The sequence below is a fragment of the Oscillospiraceae bacterium genome, assembly GCA_035353335.1.
Lineage (GTDB): Bacteria > Bacillota > Clostridia > Oscillospirales > JAKOTC01 > DAOPZJ01.
On record DAOPZJ010000034.1, the window covers coordinates 16,241 to 27,876 of the forward strand.

Annotated in this window: 11 protein-coding genes; 4 read left to right on the forward strand and 7 right to left on the reverse strand. The window is 48.4% G+C overall.

The window, feature by feature from the left end:
- Positions 1-39: 39 nt before the first annotated feature.
- The 3 genes from uxaC (at position 40) to PKH29_08180 (ending at position 2,630) form a co-directional block, all read left to right on the forward strand.
- Positions 40-1,428, forward strand: coding sequence for a glucuronate isomerase (uxaC, locus tag PKH29_08170; protein ID HNX14815.1), 1,389 nt, complete (start codon positions 40-42; stop codon positions 1,426-1,428).
- A gap of 33 nt (positions 1,429-1,461) precedes the next feature.
- Entirely contained in the window at positions 1,462-1,764 is a 303-nt protein-coding gene (locus PKH29_08175; protein HNX14816.1) for a hypothetical protein, read from the forward strand.
- Positions 1,765-1,895: 131 nt separating this feature from the next.
- Positions 1,896-2,630: a VanW family protein gene (locus PKH29_08180; GenBank protein HNX14817.1), complete on the forward strand. Its 735-nt coding sequence runs from the start codon at positions 1,896-1,898 to the stop codon at positions 2,628-2,630.
- On the opposite strand, the gene PKH29_08185 is transcribed toward PKH29_08180, so the two are convergent.
- The 4 genes from PKH29_08185 to tig form a co-directional block, all read right to left on the reverse strand.
- Positions 2,627-4,141 (reverse strand): alpha-amylase family glycosyl hydrolase, encoded by a 1,515-nt coding sequence (locus tag PKH29_08185; GenBank protein HNX14818.1) that lies wholly within the window; start codon positions 4,139-4,141, stop codon positions 2,627-2,629. The two genes, PKH29_08180 and PKH29_08185, sit on opposite strands and share 4 nt — an antisense overlap.
- Positions 4,142-4,216: 75 nt before the next feature.
- Positions 4,217-5,539: an ATP-dependent Clp protease ATP-binding subunit ClpX gene (gene clpX / locus PKH29_08190; protein HNX14819.1), complete on the reverse strand. Its 1,323-nt coding sequence runs from the start codon at positions 5,537-5,539 to the stop codon at positions 4,217-4,219.
- A 16-nt stretch (positions 5,540-5,555) separates the two neighbouring features.
- A complete protein-coding gene (clpP, locus tag PKH29_08195; protein HNX14820.1) occupies positions 5,556-6,137 on the reverse strand; it encodes an ATP-dependent Clp endopeptidase proteolytic subunit ClpP in 582 nt (193 codons plus the stop codon).
- Positions 6,138-6,188: 51 nt separating this feature from the next.
- Positions 6,189-7,568, reverse strand: a complete 1,380-nt coding sequence (tig, locus tag PKH29_08200; protein HNX14821.1) for a trigger factor — start codon at positions 7,566-7,568, stop codon at positions 6,189-6,191.
- A 157-nt stretch (positions 7,569-7,725) separates the two neighbouring features.
- Here tig and PKH29_08205 point away from each other — a divergent pair, with 157 nt between their 5' ends.
- Complete coding sequence (locus tag PKH29_08205; protein HNX14822.1) at positions 7,726-8,676, forward strand: RluA family pseudouridine synthase; 951 nt, start codon at positions 7,726-7,728, stop codon at positions 8,674-8,676.
- On the opposite strand, the gene plsY is transcribed toward PKH29_08205, so the two are convergent.
- The 3 genes from plsY to PKH29_08220 form a co-directional block, all read right to left on the reverse strand.
- A complete protein-coding gene (plsY, locus tag PKH29_08210; GenBank protein HNX14823.1) occupies positions 8,665-9,324 on the reverse strand; it encodes a glycerol-3-phosphate 1-O-acyltransferase PlsY in 660 nt (219 codons plus the stop codon). The genes PKH29_08205 and plsY overlap by 12 nt on opposite strands.
- Positions 9,325-9,385: 61 nt before the next feature.
- Positions 9,386-10,711, reverse strand: a complete 1,326-nt coding sequence (gene der, locus PKH29_08215; protein HNX14824.1) for a ribosome biogenesis GTPase Der — start codon at positions 10,709-10,711, stop codon at positions 9,386-9,388.
- Positions 10,704-11,636, reverse strand: a 933-nt coding sequence (locus PKH29_08220) for a DUF512 domain-containing protein (protein HNX14825.1), incomplete at its 5' end; no start/stop codon positions are given. The genes PKH29_08220 and der, both read right to left, overlap by 8 nt.

An 11,636-nucleotide genomic window follows, 5' to 3' on the forward strand; every position in this document is an offset into this window, starting at 1 on the left:
CACCTCGCGCGTATTATATCCCTGTAGAAAGGAAATATTATGGGATTTCTAAATAATCAATTTCTTTTAAATACAAATCGTTCTCAGGAACTTTATCGCTGCTTTGCGTCAGCAATGCCGATATTTGATTTTCATTGCCATATTGAAGCCAAAGAACTGGCGGAAAATAAGCCGTATGAAAATATCACTCGTCTCTGGCTCGGCGGAGATCACTATAAATGGCGTGCGATGCGCATTAACGGCGTGGATGAGGATTTGATCACCGGCAAGGCGGATGACTTTACAAAGTTTCAGGCCTGGGCTGACACGATTCAGCATGCGATTGGCAATCCGCTTTACCACTGGACACATTTGGAACTCGCGAGATATTTTGATATTGACTATCCGCTGACAGTTTCGAATTGCGAGTATGTCTATCGCGAATGCAGCGAACGGCTGCAAACGCCCGATATGCTGCCGCAAAACATCGTCAGCCGCTCGAATGTCGTAGCCATCTGCACCACCGATGACCCCGCAGACGATCTGCGTTATCACGCTGTACTTGCTAAGTCTGATTTTGACACCAAAGTACTTCCGACCTTCCGCCCTGACCGGGCAGCACAGATCGACAAGCCCGGTTTTAGGGACTATATCGAAAAACTCTCAGCTATTTCGGGTGTAAAAATTAACAACTTTACAGGCCTTTGCGACGCTCTTTCGAAGAGAGCCGACTTTTTTGAAGCAAACAGTTGCAAATCAAGCGATATTTCCCTGGAAATCCCCGATTTTAACCCAATCGGCGCGGATACGGCCATCCAAATCGTTCTTTCCGGCGGTGAATTGACGGCTGAACAGGCAATGAATTTCCGTTCCGGATTGTATTTATTCCTTGGGGAGTTATATCACAAAAAGAACTGGGTAATGCAGCTGCATATCGGCGCACTGCGAAGCGCGAGCACTGCCCTGCTCTCCCGGATCGGACCGAACACCGGATTCGACGCGGTGGACGACTATTCCTATATCCGACCTCTTGCGGCTTATTTAAATACGCTCCAAAACGCCGGACATCTTCCGAAGACGATTCTCTATAACCTCAACGGCAAGGACACACAGGCTCTAGCAGCTCTCGCGGCGACTTTTTGCGGAGACGGCATTCCGGGTAAAGTACAATACGGTGCGGCGTGGTGGTTCTTGGATACGCTCGAAGGCAACCGTGAACAATTGAAAAAGCTCTCGGGATTATATCTGCTGCCGCGCTTTATCGGTATGCTGACCGATTCGCGTTCCCTGCTCTCCTATACGCGTCATGAATATTTCCGTCGGATTTTATGCGGAATGCTCGGCGAGCAGATGGAAAACGGTCTAATTCCGAACGACCTTAAATATATCGGAAAGATCATACAAGATATCTCTTTCAACAACGCATATTCGTTCTTTGGGCTTGCATAGACGAATTAACCGTAAATCGAAAGGCGGCAGATATTGATTATGAATCAAAAAGCCAAACAGGTCGTTGCAATCACCGTGATCGCCATTGCCGCGGTTTTGGCGATTGTGGGTTATATCGTACTGCCCGAGACGCTGGTGATGCAGGTGACCGCTACCGGTACCCCGGGGACCACTATGCCGAAACTGCTAGGGCTTGCGATACCGACCTTGATCAGCATCGGAGCTGCGCTGTATTTTCTGCTCAATAAAAAATTCGAGAGCAATAAGAGCTTATGGGTCTCATTGATCGGAATTCTTGCGTTCATCTTAACATACGCTTTTAATATCAAACTTTAGTATTGACTGACAGGGCTTTCGGAGGGAACAAAACGGGACGAAAACTATTTTGTCAAATATCGCCGTTTACATATCGGCTCTCGGTTTTTCGCTGTAAAGCTGAAAGACATTTCAAGAATGCCTTTTTACAGATGAACTTTGCCCATGAAAGATCGGATTCCTTTTTACCGGTTTCGATTTATAAACATAATTCGTTGATTCGGCGGCGGCTGGGCAATGTCGAGATGCAACTGCAGGAGAACAAAGCGGTCAATTTATCCCTTGCCGCGCCAAAACTGAACGGGATTTTGATCAAACCCGGGCAGACCTTCTCTTTTTGGCATCTGGTCGGAAACGCCTCGGCAAAGCGCGGATTCAAAGAGGGATTGACGATTACCACCGGCCATCCTACTAAAGGGATCGGAGGCGGGATGTGCCAATTGACCAATTTGATTCACTGGATGGTTTTGCACACCGATCTGACCGTCACCGAACTGCACCACCATGACCGGTACGATTTATTTCCCGATTTTAACCGACAGGTGCCGTTCGGTACCGGAACTTCGATTCTGTATAACTACCTTGATTATCATTTAAAAAACGAGACCGATCTTACTTATCAGCTGGTGATCTCTGTGAATGAGGAATATCTGTGCGGCGAAATCAGGGCCGACAAATGTCAGCCGTTTTCTTATCACATCAAGAGTCAAAACGAATTCTTTTCCAAAGAGCCGGACGGTGTTTATCGCAACGGCGAGGTGCTGCGGGTCAAAGTTGATCCCGTGACCGGAAATCACATTGAATCACAGCTTTTACGGAAAAACCATGCAAAAGTGGCTTATGACACCGCAAATTTAGAAATCAAAGAACTTGCAAAACGAGATTAATCGAGTACGAGAATTCCGTAAGGTGCGAGCGTGAGTTGAGCACCTGCGGATTTTATTTTTGCTGTTGATTTGCCGTTTACAGATAACTGTCCGATGGTTTTAGTGATACCCAAATTGGAATTTAAGGTGAGTTGCTGCTTTTCGGAAGAAAAATTGATTGCAATATAAATGCTGCTGCCGTTATAGGTCTTTTTCAAAATGGCGACCGAATTAATGGGGCTTTGCAAAATCTCGACTGTTCCACGGGCGATTTCCGGGCATTCGGCGCGCAGTTTCATGGCGGCTTTATAATAGTTCAGAATTGAATTTTTATCTTTCTCCTGATCTTTGACAGAGGGGAACGAGTATTTAACCGAAGTCGCTCCGGGCGGGGGCTTTGTCGTCTTGTCTTCGGTCGTCCAAAGCATACCTATGCGCTTATTCGGATCATTGCCCGTCCCTTTCATACCGATCTCATCACCGTAATAGACGAAAGTGCCTCCCGGCAGGATGGAGAGCAGACCCGCGGCGAATTTAATTTTGGTCTCATCCGTCCCTAAAAAGCCCGCGCTTCGAGCCAGATCATGATTATCGAGAAACGGTGAGATGATTACATCGCCGAGCGAATTTTGCAATGTCGTCAGCGCATCACAATAAATCGAAGCCGCTTTTTCGGGCTTTGAAGAATTGACCGCAGCCGCGAGATAGCCGTCGGTATTTGCCGTCGGAAAACAAAACAGCGAATCGACGCCGCTTCTGTAATAAGTTTGAATGGTGGTGAGCACGCTCCAAACCTCACCGACGACAAAACTGCCGGGCTTGACGGTCTTGGCTTCGGTATTGAGCCAACCGAGAAAATCGACGCTCTTTTGCTGATCGTCGGTATAATAGCTCGTGCAGGCGTCCAGCCGGAAGCCGTCCGCGCCCATGTCGTTGAGCCAAAAATCCATGATCTTTTCAATCTCGGCACGGACTTCCCCGCTTTCAAGATTCAAGTCAGGCATACCGGACTGGAAACGACCTTCATAATACAACATATCGCTCAATTCATGGTAACCGACGGAGGGTTTATCGCTCCAGTTATACCAGCCGTGATAAGGCGAATTGACGTCTTTTGCGGCGATAAACCATTGATTTTCACTCGAGGTGTGATTGACCGGCAGATCGATGATCACCCGGATGCCGCGCTTATGCGCCTGTTCGACCAGCGTTTGAAAATCGGCATTGGTGCCGTATTGGCTGTCAATGGTGTAATAATCGGCGACATCGTATTTATGATAGGATGGCGACTGCATGATCGGCATCAGCCAGATGCCGTTAAAGCTCATGTCTGCGATGTAGTCGAGTTTTTCGGTCACACCGTTCAAGTCGCCGATGCCGTCGCCGTTTGAGTCATAAAACGAATAGACGAAAATCTCATACCAATTGCGGTAATCGTCGTCAGGAGCACTGACCGGTTTTGCAGAACAGCCGGACAAGGATAGCAAGATCATCATACATACAAGTACTATAGAAATAAGCTTTTTCATCATAATCATCGTTCCTCCAATCCGATCTAATGCAAAAAATCCCCGCGGCAATCAGTCGGCGGGGATTTTATCATTCATTTAAATTGCGGTGTCCGTGGATTTTACCCGGGAGCTGCGTTTTTTTTCTGAGGCGGGAATCCGAATGACTTGAGGTGTGCGGGAGGTGTCATGTTCAACCTTAATGCGGCTCTTACCCTCGACGCAGTCCTTTGTCACAATCACTTTGCTGATCGTGTGGTCGGACGGAACTTCGTACATCGGTGTTGCAAGGACATTTTCCACAATGGAACGCAGCCCGCGTGCACCGGTGCGGCGTTCAACCGCTTTATCCGCAATCGCGGCGAGTGCGTCTGTTTCGAATTCGAGCTCGACATTATCCAATTTGAAAAGTTGAATAAACTGTTTGACGATAGCGTTTTTCGGCTCGGTTAAAATTCGGATGAACGAATTGCGGTCAAGCGCTTCAAGCGTAGAGATAACCGGCATACGTCCAACAAGTTCCGGTATCAGGCCATATTTAATCAAATCCTGCGGAATCACTTGAGCCAGCAACGCGTCATAACCCTCGCTTTTTTTATTTAAGATGTTTGCATTAAAGCCCATTGAGGTGCTGTTTACACGGCGTTCGATGATCTTTTCGATGCCGTCAAACGCTCCGCCGCAGATGAACAGTATATTGGTTGTGTCGATTTGGATAAACTCCTGCTGCGGGTGTTTTCTGCCGCCGGTCGGGGGTACATTCGAGACGGTGCCTTCGAGAATTTTGAGTAAAGCCTGCTGCACACCCTCACCTGAGACGTCGCGGGTGATTGAAGTGTTCTCGCTCTTTCGGCTGATCTTGTCGATCTCGTCGATATAGATGATACCTTTTTCAGCCAGTTCGACATCGTAATCCGCCGCTTGAATCAAGCGAAGCAAGATGTTCTCTACGTCCTCGCCGACATAACCGGCTTCTGTCAGGGTTGTAGCGTCTGCGATTGCAATCGGGACTTTCAACTTGCGTGCCAGCGTCTGAGCCAAAAAGGTCTTGCCGACGCCGGTCGGTCCGAGCAGCAAAATATTGGACTTTTGCAGTTCAATATCGCTCTCACCGCGCAGGAAGATGCGTTTATAATGGTTATACACCGCGGTCGACAGAGTCTGTTTGGCGCTTTCCTGCCCGATCACATATTCATCGAGATAAGATTTGATCTCCATCGGCTTGGGCAACGGTTCACCGCCGTCGCGGATGGTCGGTTTTTTGGTGCTTTCGTTAATCTCGCCGTTGATGAGATTGTGGCAGAGCGTGATGCATTCATTGCAAATATAAACGCCCGGGCCTGCGATGATTCGATCGACTTCCTGAGTGCTGCGGTTGCAAAACGAACAGCGCGGAAGTTTCGGGTCTTCGAATTTCGGCATGTTCCCTCCGTCCGGCTTATCGTTTAACCATGACCTTGTCGATCAAGCCGTATTCCAACGCCTGTTGTGCCGTCATAAAGTTATCTCTGTCGGTGTCGCGGGCGATAACTTCAATCGGTTTTCCGGTGCGCTCGGCGAGAATTCGATTAATGTTCTCACGGGTGCGCAAAATGTGTTCGGCATGGATTTTGATATCTGAGGCCTGACCCTGTGCGCCGCCTGCCGGCTGATGGATCATGATCTCGCTGTTCGGCAGCGCAAAGCGCTTGCCTTTCGCGCCGGCCGCAAGTAAAAACGCACCCATGCTGGCCGCCATGCCGATGCAGATGGTCGAGACGTCGCATTTGACAAACTGCATGGTATCGTAGATTGCAAAACCCGCGGTGACTGATCCGCCCGGGCTGTTGATATACAATTGAATATCCTTTTCGGGATCTTGTCCCTCAAGATACAGCATTTGCGCCACCACGAGGCCGGCTGTCACTTCGTTAACTTCTTCGCCCAGCATGATGATGCGGTCGTTGAGAAGCCGCGAATAGATGTCGAAACTGCGCTCACCGCGCGAGGTTTGTTCAATGACCATTGGGACCAAACTCATACGAATACCTCCATCGTTCGTTCTCTCTATTTTTAACGTTCCCGCTTTGGGTTATTCCGCCTTTTCCGCTGCAGGTTCTTTCTCCGCAGTTTCTTTTTTGGCCGCGGTCTTCTTTGCCGGGGCTTTTTTGGGCTTTTCTTCGGTTTTCTTCTCTTCGGCGGGTTTCAGAATAGCCGAGTTTTTGACGAATTCATACGCTTTCAACGTCTTCATATCTTCTCGCATATCCTCAGCGGTGACGACCTTTTTCAATTCGTCGACGTTTCGGCCGTATTTTTCAGCTTCTTTGACAAACTCGGCTTCGATCTCTTCGTCGGTGACTTTGATTTTCTCGAGTTCCGCGATCTTTTCAAGTGCAAGCGTGCTCTTGACACGAGATTCACCCTGTTTTCTGAATTGAGCGCGCAGCTCATCGATGCCCATTCCTGTCAGCTGCATATAGTGTTCGAGCGAGATGCCCTGCATACGCATCCGGTATTCAAAATCCTGCATGGCTTTATCTGCGGCGGTATCGTACATGACCTCCGGAATGTTGCCTTTGACCAGTTCGCAAAGCTTTTCGGTAACAGCGATGCCGACAGCTTCGTCGGCTTTATCGTTTTTGGTCTTTTGCAGCCGCTCGCGGACGGATTTTTCGTATTCTGCTACGGTGTTGAATTCGCTGACGTCTTTGACAAATTCATCGTCAAATTCGGGAATTTCCTTCTTTTTAACCTCGTGCAGTTTTGTCTTAAAGACGGCTTTTTTTCCGGCTAGCTGCTCGGCGCCGTATTCGTTCGGGAACTCGACGTTGACATCGAATTCATCGCCAGCGATATGTCCGATAATTTGATCCTCAAAGCCCGGTATAAATGCGCCTGAGCCGATGGTGAGGTCATATTTTTCCGATTTTCCGCCCTCAAACGCTTTGCCGTCGACAAACCCCTCAAAAGCAATCGACGCAATGTGTCCGTTTTCGGCTTTGCCGTCGACGGTCAGCATGCGGGAACCGCGCTCACGCGCTTTATCGATTTCGGCTTTTATTTCATCTTCTGTGACTTCAACCGAGGGTTTTTCAACTTCAATGCCCTTGTATTCGCCGACTTCGACGATCGGTTTCGTCCAGAGCACAGCCTTGAACTCTACGCCTTCTTTGCCGATAGATTCGATATTGAGTTCGGGGCGGGAAACGGCGATCAGCTCTGCTTCGCTGACGGCATCCTCTACCGCTTTAGGATACAGCGCGTTGAAAGCGGTCTCATAAAAAGCGCCCTGTCCGTAATATTGTTCAAGTAATTTTCTCGGTGCTTTGCCTTTGCGAAATCCCGGGATTGCCATCTTGTTGCGGTCCTTGAGATAGGCCTTGTCTGTGGCCTCGGCAAAAGTCTGCGCATCGATTGTAATTGTCAGCTCGTATTTGTTGTTTTCGAGCATGGTTTTGGTCTTCAGCATAGTCGCCCTCCTAAAAGCGGTAAATCTTATTAATTATATCATAACAACCCCTAAAAAACAATAGAAAACGCCAATATTTTACCTCTCCGGAAAAAGCAATTGGACTTTTCGGGTGATTGTGGTAGAATATCATCATCTTGCATCTGGAGGATTAGCCGTGCGCGAGTTTACTATCAATCAAAATGACGCCGGACAGCGGCTCGATAAGTTCATCACGAAAGCGGTTCCGAAACTGCCGTCTTCCCTGCTATATAAATATATCAGGATTAAACGAATCAAAGTCAACGGCAAGCGCGCTGAAGAGATGCAAAAACTCGTCAAAGGCGATTCGGTGCAGCTTTATGTCAACGACGAATTTTTTGAACAAAGCGAATCTCCGCTTGATTTCATGAACACCACCGACGATGTTCGGGTGGTCTATGAAGATGAGAACATTTTAATTGCTGACAAGCCCGCCGGACTTCTTTGTCACAGTGATGAAAGCGAGAGCCGCCATACACTGATCAATAAAATCCTTCTTTATCTAAATCATAAAAAAGAATATATCCCCGAAAATGAAAACAGTTTTACACCGGCACTTTGTAATCGGATTGATCGAAATACTTCCGGCCTTGTGATCGCCGCAAAGAACGCCGATACGCTCCGAATCATGAGCGAGAAGATTAAGGAGCGCGAAGTTAAAAAGTATTATAAATGCGCTGTTTTCGGAAAGTTTAATGCGCTTTCGGGAGAGTTGCGCTCGTATCTGACCAAAGACGGAGATAACAATTTGGTCAGCGTCTCGATTCAGCAGACCCCGGGGGCCGTGAGCGCGGTGAGCAAATATAAGGTGCTGAAGACAACCGGAGAACTTTCATTGCTCGAAGTTGAGCTGGTTACGGGCAGAACCCACCAAATCCGCGCGCAGTTTGCCGATGCCGGTCATCCGCTGCTCGGCGACACCAAATACGGAAACGCCGCCAGAAGCAAACCGTACGGTTACAGCTGGCAGGCGTTATACGCTTATAAAATCAAGTTCGATTTTACAAAAGATTCAGGGGTTCTGCAATATCTAAATCAAAAAACCATTGAACTTCCTCCGTCGGAATTCGAACGCTTATTCTTTTGATTTTTCGCGTCTCCTGATTACAAGCGGTTTCTCGGTCCCTTTGAGAAGTCGCTTGATGTTTTCTTTGTGCATGATCACGACAAGAATGGCAATCAAAGCGGCAGCCGAAGTGAAAAAAATCCAATTCGGGTCGTTTGTAAGTGTTAAAAATACATAGTTTATAATCGGGAGCGCAATCGCCGCTGAGATCGACGAGATGGAGATAATATGAGTAAACGTGAACACCAACAAAAAGATTGCCAGCGCAAGCAAACAGATTGTCGGATTGATCGCGAGCATCATTCCTGTCGCGGCCATAACGCCCTTCCCGCCCTTGAATTTAAACCAAACCGGGAACAGGTGTCCGACCACTGCAAAAATGCCGCCGATATAGCCCGCAAAAAAAACTTCCTTACCTGTAAAATAGGAAAATAGGGCGTTTGCCGCAAGTACTGAAACGACCGCTTTCCCGAGATCCCCGAGCAATGTCAGTACCGCAGCCGGAGCGCCTACACAGCGCAGGACATTGGTCATACCTGCATTTTTACTTCCGACTGTACGGATGTCTTTCTTGATGAACGCTTTGCTGACGGGTACCGCAAAACAGATGCTGCCGAGCAGATAACCGACTAACGCCGAAAGTGCGCCGGCAATAAGATATTTAGCCATTTTCTCACCCCTTTTGTTAAGCCTATTTATTACCGTCCCCGCGTCGCGGATCGTCCCGGTGTCACGGATTATCGCCGCGTTCACGGATGATCATTTTAACTGGTGTTCCTTCCAAACCGAAGGTCGCGCGAATCTGGTTTTCAAGATAACGCTGATAAGAGTAGTGAAACAACTCCGCGTTATTGCAAAAACAGACAAATGTCGGCGGGCGAACCGAGGCCTGGGTCATATAATAGATTTTCAACCGGCGGCCTTTATCCGTAGGCGGCTGGACACGCGCTGTAGCATCGGCAAGCAAATCGTTTAAAACACCTGTCGAGATGCGCATGCTGTTTTGATCATTGACGTATTTGATCAGTTCAAACAACCGGTCCACACGCTGACCGGTCTTGGCCGAGATAAAGACATAAGGTGCATAAGACATAAAGGCAAACGCGACATCGAGGTCTTTACGGAATTTGTCCATCGTATAGGTGTCTTTTTCGATGATATCCCATTTGTTGACCACGATGATGCAGCCCTTGCCCGATTCGTGCGCGAGTCCGGCGACTTTGGTGTCCTGCTCGGTGGCGCCTTCGGTTGCGTCAATCATGATCAAACAGACGTCGGCCCGTTCGACAGCCATCTGACAGCGAAGGACGCTGTATTTTTCGATCTGGTCATAGACGCGGGCCTGTCTGCGCAATCCGGCGGTGTCGATAAAGGTATATTTGCCCTCGCTGTTTTCCACAACAGAATCCAGTGTGTCGCGCGTTGTCCCGGCGGCATCGCTGACAATCGCCCGTTCTTCTCCGGCGAGGCGGTTGAGTAATGAGGATTTGCCTGTATTCGGCTTTCCGATGATCGCAACTTTAATTGAGTCGTCTTCCTGTTGCTCGTCATCCTGCGTTCCTAAATGCTCATAGACAGCGTCCAGCAAATCACCGGTGCCGTGCCCGTGTGTGCCCGAAACCGGATAGAGATCGCCGAGCCCAAGATTATAGAATTCATATAATTCGGTCGGCGCTGCGCCGATATAATCGCACTTACTGACGGCGAGCAGGATCGGTTTTCCGCTGATGCGCAGTTTTGCGGCAACGTCCTTATCGGCGGCAGTAACTCCCGCGGTCAGATCGGTCAGGAAAATAATCAGATCGGCGCGCTCAATGGCAATTTCGGCCTGGGTGCGCATTTGGAAAAACATATCGTCACTGTTGGCCATTTCGATTCCGCCGGTATCAACCAATAAAAACTTTTTGCCGCGCCACTCGCAGTCGGCATAAATACGGTCGCGGGTCACGCCCGGTGTATCCAACACAATTGAGACCCGTTTTCCGACGAGCTTGTTAAACAGTGTGGATTTTCCGACATTCGGGCGACCTACAATCGCCACCGTTTTTTTAGCCATTTTTTCCTCCGATTATGAATTGTCTCACCAACTCCGCGCCGTCATTCTGCACAATTTTTATTTTTATTTTCAGGCGTTTTTCTAAATCTTCAACGCTGATATCATCCAAAAAGACATCAGTCTTATGTTTAAACATGTTTTCACAGAGCAGCAGAGCCGAAAAATCACTCACGTCCCCCGCCCCGTTTGCTACATCTTCTCCGCCGAGTAATCCCGTGACCGTCACATATCCGCCGAACAGATGATTCTTTGCCATCCGCACGGCATGTGTCATTGAACATTTTGCGTTTAAAGCGTTTACCAGCTCAATCATCGTCGGATAAGCGGCCTCGCCGGTTATAATCAAACAACGCTCAGGGTTTGTAATGTTTTGTACATTTTCCAAGGCCTTATAGAACTGATCTTTTAACAACGTCAGCATGCCCACGCCGTTTTCGAGCTGATAATAATCCTCGTAAAACTCGGGCGGCGGAAGCGATCTTTGGGCGATCAGATAAAACTCGTCTGCTGATGCAATGATCCGGCTGCCACGCTCTTTCAAGGATCTTTCAGCGACGATTTCGGTGTAATCCACTACTGCTTGGGCTTCGGTTTTTTTAAACGGCCTGAGCGGATATAAGTCCTCTCGGTGTCCGGTTAAGCCGACCGGAATGACCGCAATCGAACAGATATTATGAAATAAAAGCAAGTCCTTCACGCTTTTTTCAAGCGCTTTACCGTCGTTGATGTCCGGGCAGAGTACCAGTTGAAAATTCATCTCGATACCGGCTTTGTCAAACTGATCAAGATATTTCAGTACTTCGCCGGCATTCGGATTTTTCATCATCTTCACACGCAGTTCAGGATCGGTGGTGTGCACCGAGATATTAATCGGAGAAAGGCGCATTCGGCAGATTTTATCTGCTTCTTCATCGGTCAGGTTGGT

What these genes read in the sequence shown, in the direction of transcription:
- tig (HNX14821.1), bottom strand. Translation starts at nt 7,568, where the DNA reads ATGCTGAAGACCAAAACCATGCTCGAAAACAACAAATACGAGCTGACA.
- der (HNX14824.1), bottom strand. Translation starts at nt 10,711, where the DNA reads ATGGCTAAAAAAACGGTGGCGATTGTAGGTCGCCCGAATGTCGGAAAA.
- PKH29_08180 (HNX14817.1), top strand. Translation starts at nt 1,896, where the DNA reads ATGAACTTTGCCCATGAAAGATCGGATTCCTTTTTACCGGTTTCGATT.
- plsY (HNX14823.1), bottom strand. Translation starts at nt 9,324, where the DNA reads ATGGCTAAATATCTTATTGCCGGCGCACTTTCGGCGTTAGTCGGTTAT.
- clpX (HNX14819.1), bottom strand. Translation starts at nt 5,539, where the DNA reads ATGCCGAAATTCGAAGACCCGAAACTTCCGCGCTGTTCGTTTTGCAAC.
- PKH29_08185 (HNX14818.1), bottom strand. Translation starts at nt 4,141, where the DNA reads ATGATGAAAAAGCTTATTTCTATAGTACTTGTATGTATGATGATCTTG.
- uxaC (HNX14815.1), top strand. Translation starts at nt 40, where the DNA reads ATGGGATTTCTAAATAATCAATTTCTTTTAAATACAAATCGTTCTCAG.
- clpP (HNX14820.1), bottom strand. Translation starts at nt 6,137, where the DNA reads ATGAGTTTGGTCCCAATGGTCATTGAACAAACCTCGCGCGGTGAGCGC.